18 protein-coding genes are annotated in these 16392 nt (G+C 42.8%); 8 read left to right on the plus strand and 10 right to left on the minus strand.

The window, feature by feature from the left end:
* Positions 1–405: 405 nt before the first annotated feature.
* A complete protein-coding gene (locus LX99_RS00150) occupies positions 406–1380 on the minus strand; it encodes a quinone oxidoreductase family protein (RefSeq protein WP_170122577.1) in 975 nt (324 codons plus the stop codon).
* Between the two features lie 52 nt (positions 1381–1432).
* Between LX99_RS00150 and LX99_RS00155 the strand changes: the two genes are divergently transcribed.
* The gene (locus tag LX99_RS00155; RefSeq protein WP_245927809.1) at positions 1433–1837 is read left to right on the plus strand and encodes a winged helix-turn-helix transcriptional regulator; all 405 of its coding nucleotides are present in this window, start codon (positions 1433–1435) and stop codon (positions 1835–1837) included.
* 75 nt (positions 1838–1912) lie between these two features.
* Here LX99_RS00155 and LX99_RS00160 read toward each other — a convergent pair whose 3' ends face one another.
* A complete protein-coding gene (locus LX99_RS00160) occupies positions 1913–2272 on the minus strand; it encodes a winged helix-turn-helix transcriptional regulator (protein ID WP_245927810.1) in 360 nt (119 codons plus the stop codon).
* A gap of 137 nt (positions 2273–2409) precedes the next feature.
* On the opposite strand from LX99_RS00160, the gene LX99_RS00165 reads away from it, so the two are divergent.
* Positions 2410–3105 carry an IS5 family transposase gene (locus tag LX99_RS00165; RefSeq protein ID WP_109605312.1) on the plus strand — a complete coding sequence of 232 codons (696 nt, stop codon included), beginning with the start codon at positions 2410–2412 and terminating at the stop codon, positions 3103–3105.
* Here the strand turns inward: LX99_RS00165 and LX99_RS00170 are convergent.
* Positions 3032–3775: an IS110 family transposase gene (locus LX99_RS00170; protein WP_109605314.1), complete on the minus strand. Its 744-nt coding sequence runs from the start codon at positions 3773–3775 to the stop codon at positions 3032–3034. The genes LX99_RS00165 and LX99_RS00170 overlap by 74 nt on opposite strands.
* 584 nt (positions 3776–4359) lie before the next feature.
* On the opposite strand from LX99_RS00170, the gene LX99_RS00175 reads away from it, so the two are divergent.
* Positions 4360–4563, plus strand: a complete 204-nt coding sequence (locus LX99_RS00175; protein ID WP_109605316.1) for a hypothetical protein — start codon at positions 4360–4362, stop codon at positions 4561–4563.
* Here the strand turns inward: LX99_RS00175 and LX99_RS00180 are convergent.
* Entirely contained in the window at positions 4560–5663 is a 1104-nt protein-coding gene (locus tag LX99_RS00180) for an ISAs1 family transposase (protein WP_109605318.1), read from the minus strand. The genes LX99_RS00175 and LX99_RS00180 overlap by 4 nt on opposite strands.
* Positions 5664–5921: 258 nt before the next feature.
* On the opposite strand from LX99_RS00180, the gene LX99_RS00185 reads away from it, so the two are divergent.
* The 4 genes from LX99_RS00185 to LX99_RS00195 all read left to right on the plus strand — a co-directional run bounded on the left by LX99_RS00185 (position 5922) and on the right by LX99_RS00195 (position 10257).
* Positions 5922–8066 carry an outer membrane beta-barrel protein gene (locus LX99_RS00185; RefSeq protein WP_109605320.1) on the plus strand — a complete coding sequence of 715 codons (2145 nt, stop codon included), beginning with the start codon at positions 5922–5924 and terminating at the stop codon, positions 8064–8066.
* A gap of 99 nt (positions 8067–8165) precedes the next feature.
* Entirely contained in the window at positions 8166–8333 is a 168-nt protein-coding gene (locus LX99_RS25465) for a hypothetical protein (RefSeq protein ID WP_170122578.1), read from the plus strand.
* Positions 8334–8372: 39 nt separating this feature from the next.
* Positions 8373–8732, plus strand: a complete 360-nt coding sequence (locus LX99_RS00190) for a type II toxin-antitoxin system VapC family toxin (protein WP_109605322.1) — start codon at positions 8373–8375, stop codon at positions 8730–8732.
* 136 nt (positions 8733–8868) lie between these two features.
* Positions 8869–10257, plus strand: a complete 1389-nt coding sequence (locus tag LX99_RS00195) for a hypothetical protein (protein ID WP_109605324.1) — start codon at positions 8869–8871, stop codon at positions 10255–10257.
* A 15-nt stretch (positions 10258–10272) separates the two neighbouring features.
* On the opposite strand, the gene LX99_RS00200 is transcribed toward LX99_RS00195, so the two are convergent.
* Complete coding sequence (locus tag LX99_RS00200) at positions 10273–10638, minus strand: VOC family protein (RefSeq protein WP_109605326.1); 366 nt, start codon at positions 10636–10638, stop codon at positions 10273–10275.
* A 164-nt stretch (positions 10639–10802) separates the two neighbouring features.
* Here LX99_RS00200 and LX99_RS00205 point away from each other — a divergent pair, with 164 nt between their 5' ends.
* Positions 10803–11573 (plus strand): hypothetical protein, encoded by a 771-nt coding sequence (locus LX99_RS00205; RefSeq protein ID WP_109605328.1) that lies wholly within the window; start codon positions 10803–10805, stop codon positions 11571–11573.
* 35 nt (positions 11574–11608) lie between these two features.
* Here LX99_RS00205 and LX99_RS00210 read toward each other — a convergent pair whose 3' ends face one another.
* From LX99_RS00210 to LX99_RS00230, 5 genes are all read right to left on the minus strand, one after another.
* Positions 11609–12265, minus strand: a complete 657-nt coding sequence (locus LX99_RS00210) for a phosphatase PAP2 family protein (protein ID WP_109605331.1) — start codon at positions 12263–12265, stop codon at positions 11609–11611.
* A 145-nt stretch (positions 12266–12410) separates the two neighbouring features.
* Complete coding sequence (locus LX99_RS00215) at positions 12411–13733, minus strand: IPT/TIG domain-containing protein (RefSeq protein ID WP_109605333.1); 1323 nt, start codon at positions 13731–13733, stop codon at positions 12411–12413.
* 344 nt (positions 13734–14077) lie between these two features.
* Positions 14078–14635, minus strand: coding sequence for an isochorismatase family protein (locus LX99_RS00220; RefSeq protein ID WP_109605335.1), 558 nt, complete (start codon positions 14633–14635; stop codon positions 14078–14080).
* Positions 14636–14655: 20 nt separating this feature from the next.
* A complete protein-coding gene (locus LX99_RS00225) occupies positions 14656–15924 on the minus strand; it encodes an MFS transporter (protein ID WP_109605337.1) in 1269 nt (422 codons plus the stop codon).
* 13 nt (positions 15925–15937) lie between these two features.
* Complete coding sequence (locus tag LX99_RS00230; RefSeq protein ID WP_109605339.1) at positions 15938–16375, minus strand: MarR family winged helix-turn-helix transcriptional regulator; 438 nt, start codon at positions 16373–16375, stop codon at positions 15938–15940.
* Between the last annotated feature and the right edge of the window lie 17 nt (positions 16376–16392).

A 16392-nucleotide genomic window follows, 5' to 3' on the forward strand; every position in this document is an offset into this window, starting at 1 on the left:
CCAGTTATACAAGCGTTTTGGGAACTATTAAAATTACCGTAGCCTAATGGCAATTAACCCTCAAATAACGTCCACGATTAGATGAGATTACTGGGTAATACGGTGGCCTTAACTATGTAATTACGTGCCCTTTTGAGCAACGATTTGTGTTTCATACAATATGAAGATACCACTATAGGACAATCACTTGCAGCGGTCAATGTGTTACGGAATTAGTGATTTCGCTGCTCTGAAATGAGGTAATCAAGGCTTCCGCATTCTCCACATGAAGGCCAGATAAAGAAAAAAGGATTACTGTCATACCATTCGCTGATAAACTTCACGGGCGTTGTCGTAAGGCATTCGCGGCATAATAGCCATCCTGGAAATTAAACTGCATATTTCCTGATTGTTCCTGGCAGGCAACTATTCTTCCGGAGATAGTTCCCATGATATTCGCATCACTAACTTTTGTCCTTTACTTTGATTATTTTCAAGCAGTCTGTGGGCTTCTTCTACCGTTTTGACACTTAAGCCGTCAATAATGTATACAGGCGGTGCGGTAAGCCTCCCCGTTCTCATGAGTTCAGCCAACATTTTAAGGTATTGCCCGTAATATGCTGTGTTGCCGCTAGTTGCATAGGCATAATTGGATATGTTAATGATCCGGGCACCTTTATCGAATAAAAGTTCACGGGCATATGAAGTGTTTAAAGCGGTAATGTCAATGTAGGTGCCATTGACACCCAATAAATCTGCGCATAGCTCCGACATAGCGCCACCAACAATATCGATGCAGTAATCAAATAATCGCCCAACTTTAACAGCTTCGCTCCTGTAATCGACAATAGTGATTTCGGGTAAGCAGCAATTGATCAATGCCTGCCTGCTTTCGGCGCTTCCTGCTGTCGCTATGATATTGGTAAAGCCTTTCGCTAACAACAGTTTGATCAATGCCTGGCCGACACTACCCGCGGCCCCGGTAATAAATATGCTTTTTTCAAGCGATAAGTCTCCCCTGTTCATTATCTGCAGGGCTGTCAAATAAGCCACGGGTACACCGGCCGCCTCCTCAAAACTAAGGTTATCAGGCTTACCCGCCAGGATCACTTCCGGTACAACGATGAATTCGGCATAAGTCCCATTAGATCCCATACTGCCGGCTGCTGCAAAAACCGGGCTGCCTGGCTGAAATTTTGCTGCCTGAGGCCCATTTTTAATGACGATGCCTGAAAACTCCCTTCCCAGGATTGGGGAATGCATTTTCTTCCGTTCGCTTTTACCGCGCCTCATTTGATAATCGATCGGATTGAAGCCGGTAGCAACAATTCGCACAAGCACTTCGCCTAGTCCCGGAGCCGGAGTCATTACTTCTTTCAAAATTAACTCATCTTCTTTCAACAGTATGGCTTTCATATGATCAAAATTGGGGCTTAATATTTTATTTTGCGGCATGAGTTACCTGATGGTAAGTGGTAACCGAAAAGAAACTATGGGAATGATCAACGTTAATGGCAAAGTTCAGGAAGCGACCTGCCTGCAGGAGCGTGCTGCTATGCTGGATACTTTTGAGGCTTTAGCTGGTAAATGGAAACTACCAATTTTGCGCTACCTGAGCAACCGGCCGGATGAGCAGAATACGTTTAAAAAAATTCAACGGGAATTGGGAGCCATATCTGCCAAAGTATTGACGCAGGAATTAAAGGACCTGGAGACCAACAAACTGATCACCCGTACTGTCCTGCCGACCAAACCGGTCATGGTCGCCTATCGGGTTACGCAGCATGGGCTGACCGTTATCCCTCTGACCGACCAGATCGTACAATGGGGACTCAACCACCGCACAGAACTACGTTAGCTGGTGCAGAGGATAAAAGCTAAAAACGCATAGCCGTTTAAACCGTTTTTGTCACGAATTCACCCTTATCCAGAGCTATCTGGTTTCCCCAGGCAAGTATCGCGTCCAGTCGGGTATAAAAGATTTTCCGAAGTCCGTCAGGCTGTAAATGACCTTGATCGGAGGTTTTTTCCCATGAACCTCTCTCAAGATCAGGCCATCTTCTTCCAATTGCTTTAACTGCAGGCTCAAGGTCATTTCGGTAATGCCATGCATTTCCTTTCTGAGCTCACTATACCGTTTATCTGCATCTTTCAGGTGATAGAGGATAACTACTTTCCACTTACCTCCTATCAGGTCCATGGCCAGGCACACCGTACAGGGATATACCCTGCCATTAACTTTAACCAGGTCACTTTCGCATTCTACACGCATAATGTAAAGGAAACTATCCATTTGGATAGTTATTGCAAAGCTAAGAGCCTGTTTAAAAACAGACGAATAAAATTGTTATGTGTTGAAAAGTGGATAAAAAGGGAATCGCCGATCGGTCAAATAAATGCTAATTGTGAATAACGACAAACGCAATTAGTATGAAAATTTATCCGACCGATTTAAGCGATAACCAGTGGCAATTTATAAAAAAGACCTTACAGTTAGGCGAACGCAAGCGAAAACATAGTTTACGATCTATTTGGAATGCTATTCAATACATAGTGAAAACCGGATGCCAATGGCGGATGCTGCCGTTGAACTTTGCCAAATGGCAATTGGTTTATTACTATTACAAGAAATGGTCTGAATTAGAGCACTTTGACCTTCTATTATCTAAGCTTAGGGAATTTGTCCGGGTAAAAAAGGGTCAAAAAGCGCAGGCGAGTTTAGGAATACTTGACAGCCAGAGTGTAAGATGGGGCAATAACAAAGCCCTGAACAGTTATGATGGCAACAAAAAAGTAAAAGGGATTAAACGCCATGTCATCGTAGATAAAAATGGTTTTTTAGTTGCTGTAATGGTAACAGTAGCTCATATTCATGACAGTAAAGCCGTCATGCTGATGATGCGGGTATTGAAAGAAATGCTAAGAAGTATTAAAGAGATCATAGCTGACGGCGGGTACCGCGGCGAGATCATCGAACAGGTAAAGAAAAGATTTGGTTATCTTATTGAGGTAGTTATGCGTTCAGATGATAAGAAAACCGAATTTACGCCTGTCAATAAAAGATGGGTGGTCGAAAGAACATTTGCCTGGTTCGATTTCTATGATTACAAAACTCATTGGTGGTGACTATTACTTGCACGGCTGTAACTTTCCCAACTCCACATACTGAGGTTACGCGGGCAAACAACCGTTTGAGTTCCGGATCACCGGCTACAATATCGGCTATCGCCTTGTCTACTTTTTTCAGGTCAGCTGCAATAGCCTTTAATGTACTGCTGCATACCGACAGATTTTGCCTGGCTACCCCTTTCTTTCCAAATAAGCTAAGTTCTTTAAGTGGTGTTTTCAGTTGTTTCTGTACATTGATCAGCCTCGAACGTGTTGTTGCATAATGAGCCAATTGCTGCACCACATCACGTTTAGGCTCCCATAAACGCAGTTCTTCGCGGTTCTTGTAAGCATACTCGGCAATCCTTATGGAATCAACTTTGTCATTCTTACCCCGAATGTTTCCCAAAGAGTTTTTAATCTGCATGGCCGATTCCAGACAAATGTTCCCCTTATTTTTATGCAGGCACCCAAGCAAATGATTATTGTAGATCCCCGTGTGCTCCATACAAAATACCGCATTGCTTATTGCAAACCCCGGTAACAAGCCCAACTCTTTGATCAGGGAGTTGATGGCTCCAGGACTGTTGGCTATCTCTTTATGAAATAGAAAACATTTACCTTGCTGAACCGAAAAATCCAGTTCGTTTTTTGATACATCGATCCCGATGAAAAACTCAAATTCCATATATTTGCTCTGTTTATGTTTATAAACAGTTAACAGGTTTTAAACCACATCAATTCCTTACTAACGAGCCTCTAAACTCTAATTTCTATTTGATGCCACAGTTTAAAACAAACGGTAAAGGATTTAATCGAATGATAATCCTCTAAGCTTGGAAATGACAATAATGCTCCTTTACTGTTGTTAACTTTTTCACAAAAATCACAGTTATTAACAAAGAAAAAGAAGCAAAAAGAAAGTTAAAAACAATAATATCTCCTTCTTTAACCTTTCTAATTTCTCTCTGCTAATCTAAAGGACAATGACAGAAGACTATGCAGGAACTATGAACTCTTCTTGAATCTTCCGAAAACATGGTCAAACTTGCCGCTATAAAATTATTATTGAACAAAATTTAAACAGGCTCTAAAAGTAAGATTCTGGCTCTGAAGATTGAGGTTCGAGCCCTTGTAGGAAAACAGGTTTTTAAAAGCCTTCCGGCAAACCGGGGGGCTTTTTTATTTCGTGAATGCAGCTATCTATTGCATTTTGCATAAAACATCAATTTTCCTGTAACCATATAGGCACGTCAGGGGTCTTACAGTGATATGAAGCAATTTTATTTTGTTTTTACACTTTTACTCTCAATATCTTTATTCAACGCTGCCCGCGCACAAAACCCAACCGGCAAAATTTCGGGAACAGTTTTGGACGAGATTAAAAAACCTTTGGATGGAGCAACAATTGTTCTCCTCATCGCAAAAGATTCGAGTGTTGTAAGTACCCAGCTTGCTACAGGGCAGACGCATTAAAAATTCAATATATTAATAAGGAACTCGCGATCCCAACCGGCGCGCTTTCTTTTGATTTTTATGCTTCTGGTTGACGACACGTCTCTTTTGAGCAAGGTTAGAGCGATTTTATTGACGAGCGAGAAATTTTGAGCGGCATTGCCTGCTCTTTTTCTGCTTTGATCTTCATGGAATATAACATCTAACATCCAGTGTAATTTATTCTCGATTCCCCAATGTGACCTGATGTTCTTTTGAAAATAAGCCGCGCTTTCGTTCTTGCTGGAGATATAATACCTTGTTTCCGTTTCTGTCTTTCCGGACACCTTGAAAAACCGCTCACTTTCTATTCGTATTAAGGTTGTCAGTTTAGTCCATTCCTCTTTTTGAATAATATGCCCCAAATCTTTTATGACTGTACATTTGCGGGTTTCTACCCGGCCATGACCAATATCGTTATCTGTAGCGATGTCATCCGGCTTGAAAAACCGGAAAGAATCGAGCACGTTTTCCTGTAGCTCACCCTGATTCCCTTTTACAGCCAGTAAATAGTCACTTTCCTTATCTACAATGGCATCGGCTATAGCATGCTGACATCCCATTGCATCAATGGATACCAGGCAATCCTTTATAAATAAGGATTTTAATAGATCAGGGATGGCCGTAATCTCATTCGATTTTTCATAAACCCGAAGCTGACCCAATACCAGCTCGTTTTTATCAGCCCATGCGCTAACCATATGAACGGGTGACTTTTTACCATTTTCCTTCGCCCCACGGATTGTTTTTCCATCAATGCTGATCAATTGATCGTGTGTGATCCCTTCTAAAGAACTTATCCAGTCCGTAAAACAGCTTTCGAAAGTCGCGGGATCCATATTTGCAAAAAAGCGGTTAATGGTATCATGCGAGGGTATTCCATTATCAAGCCTTAAGAAGCTTTTAAACCACGTTTCGTTAACTACCGCAAATTCTTCAATTTCATACCAGTCTTCGGCACCACACACCACAGCGGCAATCGTGATGGCAATAATATCAAGCATGTCATGCTTTTTTTTCCGATCTAAACGATGGTCTTTCATCGTGCTAAAGTAAGTGGAAATTCGGGGCTTTTTATTCATACAAGTGTCTGATTGTCAGATAAATATACAAAATAAAATACTGAATGCCAATAGATAATTGACTGAATATCAACTATTTATCCACTATTTTTGCCATTCCAATGAAAGTTATTTTAATGCGTCTGCCCTGAGCTTGCTAAGGCCGATGGCAGCTTCAGCTTTCAAAATTTAAAAAACAATACCTATTTTATTAAAGCCAGCTATATTGGCTATAAAAATTACCTGAGCAACCCGGTTGTCATTAACGGGCCGAAAGCCGTGACGCTACCCGCGTTTACATTATCAGCCGCTGGAAAAACCTTAAATGAGGTGGCGGTAACCGGCAAAAAATCGTACGTACAGCAAAAAATTGATCGCACGGTAGTTAATGTTGGCGCATTAATTTCCAACACAGGCGCTAATGCATTAGAAGTATTGTCAAAAACTCCCGGCGTGCAGATTGATGCCGATGGCAATATCACTTTTAAAGGAAAAAACGGCGTAATGGTGATGATAGACGATAAACCCACTTATCTTTCGGCGGCTAACCTGGCAACTTATCTGCGCTCCCTGCCGTCCTCTGCCTTAGATCAGATAGAACTAATGGATAACCCGCCCGCTAAATATGATGCTGCCGGCAACGCGGGTGTAATCAATATCAAAACCAAAAAGAACACCACCCGCGGGTTTAACGCCGTAGCAACAGCCAGCTGGGGCCGCGGCGTATATGGCCGTACCGACGAAAGCATTAACCTTAACTACCGGATAGATAAGGTTAACTTTTTTGCCAATGTGGCCTATAACAATCAAAAAACTTACCGCAGACTTGAAATAGACCGTATTTTTTTTGATGATAACGGCAATCAGACATCATCATTAAAAGATATTTCCTATTTCAGGCCCTCAAGCAACAACACCAATGTTAAAGCTGGTGTGGATTACTTCCTCTCGCCAAAAACAACCTGGGGTGTGGTGTTTACCGGTACCATATCGCACGATCATGATAGCAGCCCGGTGAACAGTTTGCTATATGGACAGGGCGGCGGGTTAGATTCAACCATCCAAACTCTTAACACATCCACCGGTAAATTCACCAGCAAAGGCGTCAACTTAAATTTCACCCATAAATTTGACAGCACAGGTCGGGCTTTCACCTTCGATTTGGATTATATCCGCGATATATCCGGCAGTAACCAGCGGTTTGTTAACAACACTTACCTGCCCGATGGCACATTAACAAACTTGCAAATCATTACAGACAATCTGCCATCTGTGATCAATATATATTCGGCCAAGGCTGATTATAGCCGCCCACTTAAAGGCAAGGCCAAATTTGAAGCCGGGATTAAAAGCAGCTACGTTAATACCGATAACGCTGCAAACTATTTTAACCTGATTAATAACGTAAGCACGGTTGATTACAACAATACCAACCGATTTATATACAAGGAGAACATTAACGCCGCCTATGTCAATTTCAATAAAGCATTCGGTCGGTTTTCAATACAAACAGGATTAAGAGCTGAGAATACCAACGGCAACGGGCATCAGTTAGGCAATGCGCAAAGGCCCGATTCGTCATTTGTGAAGCACTATACCAACCTGTTTCCAACCGCGTATCTATCTTACAATATTGATACAGCAGGGCATAACGTATTGGTAGCTTCATACGGCCGCCGAATAGGCAGGCCCAGCTACGGCAACTTAAACCCATTTACTTTTTTTGTAGATAAGTTCACTTACTTTTCGGGCAACCCTTTTCTGAAACCTCAATTTACAGATGATTATAAACTGGCCTATAGCTTCAAAAGCCTGTTTACCATTGCCCTTGCCTATAACCGCACAACCGATGTGCATAACGAAACCATCCATAAAGATGGCAATGTATTTATCAGCACCACAGGCAATATCGGCGTTCAGAAAACACTCGATTTTTCAATCAGCAGCAACCTGCAACCCGCCAAATGGTGGACAATTAATTTATACGCCGAGGTTTACAACAACAAATACCAGGGCGCGTTTTATTCGGGATATCTTAACCAATCAAAAACCACCTTTAGCGCCAACGGCAACAACCAGTTTACTATATCAAAAACCTGGAGTGCCGAAATAAGCGGCTTTTATAATACCAGCGGCGCGTACGGGCAGTTTGTTTCCATCCCAACGGGTATGTTAAATGCCGCGGTTCAGAAAAAAGTGCTTAACAATAAAGGTACTATCAAGCTTAGCGTGCGGGATGTATTAAAATCGTTCAGCCCAAGTGGTACTATCACCAATATTGCGGGCGCTACTGCCACTTACCACAACTTTTTGGATACACAGGTTGGTACACTGGCCTTTACCTACAGCTTTGGTAAGCTGACCAATACGCCGGCTAAGCGCAGTACCGGTGGAGCGGAAAGTGAGCAAGGCAGGGCGCATTGAGACGAGCCTTGTACATTGAAGACGCCTTTTGTTAAACGGGAAGGCTTTTTTGATGATTCTGTATATAATAACATTTCTTAAAAATCGTAAATTTGATACATGGAGACGTTAGTTATAAATATTCCTGATGATAAGAGAGCGATTGTGAAACAGATACTTAAAGAATTAGGTGTAACTATTCAACAGGAAACTCATTCATCCTTATCTGACTACAAAAAAAATATTACAGGTTTCTACGTGGAGCGAAGAAGATTTGAAAGTTTTTGATGAAACAAAAAAGGCATTTGAAAATTTCAACTCTCCCAAATGGTAATTGATACCGGAATTTTCATCGAATATCTGCGCATAAAAGACAAAACCGCGTCTGTGTTATACAAAATCCCAGACAACTCCAGTCTCTTTTTATCTGCCATATCTATGTATGAGTTACACATGGGAGCAACTTCAGCAGAAAAGGAAAAAGATATCCGGGTATTAACAGAAAGCATTTCAGTATTACCCTTCACCGACGATGTGGCTATAAGGTCGGCCAGGATATATCATCGATTAAAAACGGCGAATCAATTAATTGAATTCAGGGATATTTTTATCGCTGCAACCTGTTTGGTAAATGATCTGCCAATCCTTACCCTTAATAAAAACATTTTCAACGCGTTAAAGGGTTAAAGATTATCTAAGGTTTGTGTACTTGTAAAAAAATGGCTTAAACGGTTTGTGTTAATTACAATACTATCATTTAAAATTTAACCAAAACTTAATCCCCAACAAAACAATACATCACCGTTGTTAGTTTTTACAAGCGATGGCCAAGAAATATATCCTGCTCCTGTGCCTGTTTATTGTTAATGCATTTGCAGCGCACGCACAATCACTCAACGGCGTATATGTTGGCGCCGAACTGTACAACACGCCTTTCGACGGCATGCAGATTGACAACCTTGTTTTTTATTTTAAAAGCGATGGTACTTTTAATGATGCCTTAAACCAGGCCGACTGGAAAACCAAAGCTACCGGCTCCTACTCCATCAAAAACGGAATTGTTCAGCTCAATTTTAAAAATGGCGACGAAAGCAAGCGCTATAAGCTGGCCGCCAACGGCAACCTTGAAAGTACAGCCGGAATCAAGCATACACTGCACAAAGTTAAAAAAGTCACAACCATCCCAGCTGGTGTGTACGAAAAGCGGAGCGCATCCACCAGCGGCGGAACTGGTACGCCCATGATCGGGGCCTTCTCGTCGAACCTGCTGTATATCGATGGTAAAGGAAATTTCTCTACAGACCGGTCGGGCGTTGTTGGCATAGGCGGCGACGCGGCGGGTGGAACCATAGGCGGCAAATTTGAAAAGAACGGCAAAACCCGCGGCACGTATAAACTGGACGACGGCGAAATCACTTTAACCTTTAGTGATGGCACCGTATCCAAACAAAGTTTCTTTTACAGTCCGCCTAACGAGGAAGACCTGATCTTACTGAACGGCGAGTCTTATTTCCGGAACGATGAAAAGGAAAAGCCCGCGGTTACATCCCATACAGATAAAAACAATAAAACTCCAGTTGGTGCCGCTACGTCAGGCACTACGCCTGCCCCGGCAACCATTCTTGCTAAACTCCGGCTTAAGTACGGCGGCGACAGTATAGATAAGATTAACACCATCAGGGAAACAGCCAATATTACCGGTAATATGCAAATGGTTGCCATAACCGATCTTGCCCGTAACCGCGTACGCGCCGAAATACGGCAAAATGGCAAATTACTTATCGTAAAACAGTTAGAAGGCAATAACGGCTGGCAATGGATGAACGGCCGGAAAAAAGCTTTATCGCAGGACGAAAAAGATGAGCTTGAATTAAACCAGTACCAGGGCATCCTCGGTCTGCACAAAAAATTCAGCACTTACTTTCTTAATGCAACGGTAACGCCATCAGGGGGTGATTATATCGTTACCTTTTATAAAAATAAAAACAAAGTAATTTATCTGGTGGGTAACGACTACACCCTGAAAGGCAATGCTTATTCCATTAACGCTGCCACGCCCGGCATGTCGGTTTACAAAAATTTCGTCAAAGCGAACGGAATCACGTACCCGGCAGTTACCGAATCGCAAGATGGAAAAAACAAGCTTACCTCGACAACCACCGCTGTCGAGTTCAATCCTGTTTTAACAGAAGATGACTGGAAAACACCCTGATGAGCGATTAGCGCGCTACTTATTAAAAGTCCCGATATGCCATAATACCCCTGAAGGATCATGCACAAAGCACTCGCTCCCCCAGGCTTCCCGGCGGATCGGGTTTATTTTTACCCTCTCGTATCTTTCCGGAAGATTTAACGACACGAGCTTTTCATAATAGGCGTCAACATCTTCAACTTCTAAAAACACCATGGTGTTATCAATCCAGTCTTTAACATAAGCATCCTGTAAATAGAAGCCTAAATCATCGATTTTAAATAAACTCATGTTATGGCTTAACACCACTTCTTCAAAACCGAGGTCGCGATAAAAGCTACGTGAGGTTTTAAAGTCTTTGGCGCCGATAAACGGACGGATGGATTTGGCTTGATGTTCCATAGATATTTAATTTCAGGTTTGCAGGATTGGCTTGAAATAGCCATCGTTTAAAGTAAATATAATGCCTTCCAGCATTTTTCAAAACTCTTTTAACAAAATCATTAGGTTTATCACGCCCATTTAATATAAATTTAGTTACTTAATCTTATCGCCAAAAAATTATAATGGGAAGGCATACATCGATTTACAAACTGAATAAGCAAGCTGCAAAAGATGTTTTGTATCATGACCTGATCTCGGATACAAAATTTACAAAATCGTTTTCGACTTATGTAGATGAACGCCGAAAAGAAGATAAAGATTATGAAATTTCGGCCGGTAAAATTTTTCAAACCGTTTTAGTTGATTTTAATCAGATCAGTTTAAATGAGCTATTCGAAATCGAATCATGGTATTATGATGTTCTACACCAAAAGTCAAACAGCAAATTAAACGAATATCTCATGCAAGTGGGTATCGAATTAATGTTCGAAATCTCTACCACTGCATGGTGCCATAGCTTCATGTTTCAATTTGGAAATTTCACAAATGTTTTTGAAATGAAAAGTCATTATGGCTCTTACGGAGGAAATATTGAGGTTTCTTATTTCCTTGGCTTTTTAGATTATATGATACTTTTAATGGACAAAATAAAGGAAGATGAAACAATAGAAGATTGCTTTGCTGATTATACTCCTGATGAGAAAGAAGCCATTGAACTAATTAAACACTCACGGAAAGATGACGAAAAAATGCAAAGCACTATCTATAAAGAATTTAATATAATAAAGACCGGTTGGATGGAATACAAAAAGAATGGGGAACAAAACTGGCGTAGTCCGGAAGCAAATACAATATTGGCACACGGGTACTTTTTTGAGGGATGTTTAAAAATGAAGCAATTACTACTCGCAGATCCGGAAGCTACCCACGTAATAATTGACGATTCCTATTAATAACAGTACCCAAACCCACGCAAAGGCGATTAAACCTACTTTTTCAAAAACGACATCGCCGCCGCGCTACCCGTACCCAGGATGATTCCGGCACCAACATCGGTAGGGTAATGCACGCCGAGGTACATCCGCGAATAGCTGGTTGCCCCTGCCCAGAAAAACGACGGCGCTATCACATACCATTTAGGATAGGCAACTGAAAGCGCGGTAGCGGTAGCAAAACTTGATGAAGTATGCCCCGAAGGGAAAGATGTACCCCCTGCTCGGTAAACCGGTGTGATCTGGATATTCTGCACAAATGGCCGCGGGCGTTTTACCAGATGTTTAATCAGCACCATAAAGCCATATGATATCGCCGTACTGCCGGCTACATATCCCGCGTTTTGCCGCATCTCTTTGTTGTTGCTGATAATACCGCCAACCAATAAACCTGTCGGAATACCAATATCGCCAACTAAAACATTTTTACTTAAAAACAGGAAAAAGCCGGTTTGCTTTGGCGTACGCTGGTTTTGCAGGTCGATCATCACCCTATCGTCCCATCGTTGCACAGCAGGGGGGATAAAAGCGGGGCTGTTTCTGGTGATCTCCGCAGTATCAGCCTGGGCAAATAGTTTTGCGGGTAAACCGATAGTTAAACCTTGTATACTAAGCAATAACGCGAGATATTTGAGCGATGATAATTTTCTCATGGGCGATAACTAAAACACATTATTTATACTTACCTGCGCAAATACTAACAGCAAATTGTGAAATAAGTGTTTTTGTTTTGAAATGACTTAATCCTCAACCGCAAAAGTAAGTAGTATCACCCACAAATATCCGCAACCAAATATTTTACTGTAAAGCGATTTTTCGAATTAAGTTATTGCCTGTATCAGCTACATAAATATTGCCATCTTTATCGGCTGCTATTCCAATAGGCGCATTGAAGCCCGAAGCAAGGGCGGCTCCATTTATAGCGCCTCCCGTTGCCTGCCCGGCAAAAACAGTAACGTTGGCGTCTTTATCTATTTTTCTGATCTGGTTGCTATCAGTAACATAAATATTCCCATTTCCATCAACTGCGAGAGCTACAGGCGATCCAAATCCCGCTTTATTACCCTGTCCATTTACAACACCCCTCATGCCGCTCCCGGCAACAACCGATATTACGCCCGACGAACTTATCTTTTTTACCGTATAACCTGTAAGATCAGTAAAATAAAGATTATCGTTTTCATCCACAGCTATCCCCTCAGGAAAATGAAAGCCATGCGAATGATCATCCACACCCGGGATGAGGCTTGAAGAAAAGGTGCTAACGGTAGCATCTTTGGTTATTTTCCTGATTACTTCATTGGCAAGGTCGGCCACAAATAATTCTCCAGTGCTGTTAACAACAATACCGGTCGGCCCGGCAAAGCTTGCTTTATTTCCGGCCCCATTTGTAAATCCATTAACACCGGTACCCGCTATAGTAGTTACATTGGCCGATGCATCAATTTTACGGATCAGGTTATTGGCATAATCGGCTATGTAAAGGTTACCTGTTTTATCGGCACAAATGCCTGCAGGGTTATAAAAGCTGGCGGCCGCTCCTTTCCCATCAGCTTTTCCCGAAACTCCGTTTCCTGCTATAGTTGTCACTTTTCCATCAGCAGTAATTTTACGCACCGCGCCGTTCTTTTCATCGGTTACAAAAATAGTTCCGGTATCGTTTATGGTAATCCCCACAGGGCTATCAAAAGTTGCCGCTGTACCGGTACCATCAGCAAAACCCTCGGCACCGCTTCCGGCAAATGTGCTCACTATCCACGATTGTTTGTAATTAAAAACCGGACCACTTACTTCTGCGGCGGCATCAACTTTTACAGTAACCTTTCCGGTGCCGGCACTTAAGGGCACAAGCGCCGTGAGTTGCGTAGTGCTGGCCGAAGTTACAGTTGCCTCTTTCCCGTTGAAGAAAACCTTATCACGGCTGATATCATTGACAAAGCCAGTGCCTTTGATGGTTATCGAAGCATTGTAAACACCCGAATCGGCACTTAAAGATGTGATTGTTATTTTAGGGGTATTATCAACCGGTGTTGGCTTATCTTTTTTTGAACAGCTGCTAAAAAAATAGATTCCACAAAAAAAAGACAGGTAAACTGTTAAGCGGGTAGTAAAAATAGTCATGATAGTATACGGTTTAGTTTTGTTATATCAAATCAGCTTTTGGAGGCTATTTTATTTGTATCGAAAATACGTTAAATAAATTATCATTACCTAATACTTTATATCCCGTTAAACAAAAAAGATAACCTGCGGTATCTGTAGACTTTGTCTACAGATACCGTATGCCTGTAGTCTGCGACTACAGGATGCGATATCTATTTCGCTTTCGCCCCGGGGTTTTCAACTTCGGGCATAAAATATCTGTAGACAAAGTCTCCAGAAAGCGTTCCGGTAAGCTTACTCCAATCTCCCCCGGAAGGAGAAACCTTTAAAGCCCTCCCTCCCGGGGAGGGTTTGGGTGGGGCTTACAGCTTCTCAATGATCTCCTCAACAGTCCCTACCTCCCCTATCCTCGGGAAAATATATTTAAAACTATGCTCATGGGCTTCGGCAAACATATCGGTCATGGCATCGCTGGCAAAGGCTATATTGTAACCATACTCGTTGGCCGAGCGGGCTGTGGCCTCCACGCCTATGCTGGTGGCTACTCCTGCCAGCACAATCTGGGTAATGCCGCGTTTCTGTAATTCATGGTGCAAACCGGTATTGAAAAAAGCGCCCCATTGCTTTTTGGTGATAAAAATGTCAGTAGGTTCGGTTTTTATTTCGGGGGCTATTTCATTCCAGTCGGCGGGAAGTTCGGTCATGCTGTTGCCCTTGCTATCTCTACGGGTTTTAAACGCAGGGCCGATAGGCTCAACATGAACGATTACAATAGGCTTGCCGGCTTTGCGGAAAGCTGCAACCAGTTGTGCCGATTTTTCGAGGATCCCGGGCATCGGGTGGGCACAATTTAGCTGTACGATGTATTTTTGCAGGTCGATAAGTACTAAGGCTGTGTTTTGATCGATGGTAGTTATCATAAGTATTTGTTGTTTTTAAATCAGGGAATAGCTTCAACAGCACGTGGCTGACCGGCCAGCAGTTCGGCTGCTTCCTTTTTAAGGCGGCTTTGGCGTAAAAACCTGAAATGAATAATGCCCAGCAGTAAGGCCACCATTCCCTCCAGCATCACCGTATCAGGCACGCCGATTTTTTGCGATACTGCACCTACCAGCAAACCGCCCAAAGGCTGCATGCCGAAAAACGCCATCGCATAATAGCTAATCACCCTTCCCCGCATTTCGGGACTTGCCGTGGTTTGGATGATGGTATTGCCGATGGTAACCTGCGACATCATACCGAAGCCGGTTATCGCGGCAAACAGCAACGCTACAGGGTAATTGTGCATGTGAGAAAATGCCACCAGGCCCACGCCAAATACAAGGGTGTTGATAGCCAGGATCTTTTTTAAGTCGGTACCGTGCTGTAATGATGCCAGGAAAATGCCGCCGCCAAAAGCGCCGAGGCCAATCACGCTGTCAATTACCCCAAAAGTTGATGCCGTACCTTTAAAAATATCCTTGGCATAAACCGGGATCAGGGTGCTGAACGGCAGCACAAACAGGCTCACCGCGGCCAGCATTAATAAAATAAATTTAATAGATGGTGTATTCTGGATATAAACAAAGCCTTCCTTTAGCTCGGCCGCTATATTTTTATCATGTTTTTTGGCCGCGGCTTTGGGCAGGCGCATCATGAGCAGGGAGCCGATCACGGCTATAAAGCTTACCGCATTGGCGCCAAAACAAACCGTATCGCCAAATTTTTCTAAAACCAACCCGGCTATACCGGGGCCTATGAGCCTGGTTAAATTTACCATGGAAGAGTTAAGGGCGAGGGCATTAGGCAAATCCTCCTTATCATCAACCATTTCATACACCAGCGATTGCCGGGCAGGCACATCAAAGGCATTGATGATACCCAACACCGCGCTTAAGCCAATGATGCCCCAAACAGAATAGTATCCTGAAAACACCATCAACGAAAGCAACATAGCCTGCACCATGGATGCCACCTGGGTAAGAAGCAACAGTTTAAAGCGATCATACCTGTCGGACATGACGCCGCCGATAAACGAGAACAAAAATGATGGGAACAAACTGGCGAACAGCGTAAGCCCCAACATAAATTTAGAATGTGTTTGCGAATATATTACCCAGCTCACGGCTGTTTTCTGCATCCAGGTACCCAGTAAGGATACCGACTGCCCCGAAAAATACAGGCGGTAGTTGCGGCTTTTAAACGCGCTGAAGGTGCTTATCTTAGTCATCAAAATCCTTATATCAATCAAATTCAACCAGTTTGGCCAATGGCGCCAAAGCTTTTTTTAATATTTCCTGCTCTTCGGCGGTGCAGGTAGCCTCGAGAGCGCGGTTAAGCCATTCATCCTTTTCGCTTCGCGATTTATAGATCAGGTTCCTGCCTTCTTCAGATAGTGAAATGATTACCTTGCGCTTATCCAGTTCAGAAATACGCCGGTTAATTAATCCAAGGTTAAGCAGGTTATTCAATACCTGCGACATGGATTGCGTGGTAATCTTTTCCATCGAAGCCAGTTCATTAGGCAGGATCTCGCCATACTGAAAAATCAACGCCATGGTCGATCGCTCGGTTAACGACAGCTTACCCGCCGTTTCCGTATTACGGCGGATCTTTTTGCTCAACCGGCCTATTACAAACCGAAGCTCGGATGCCAGTTGTGTTTCTTTTTCTTCACCCATTAATTTAATCAGTTAAA

Origin of the sequence: Mucilaginibacter oryzae, assembly GCF_003148845.1 — a bacterium.
Classification (GTDB): Bacteria; Bacteroidota; Bacteroidia; order Sphingobacteriales; family Sphingobacteriaceae; genus Mucilaginibacter; species Mucilaginibacter oryzae.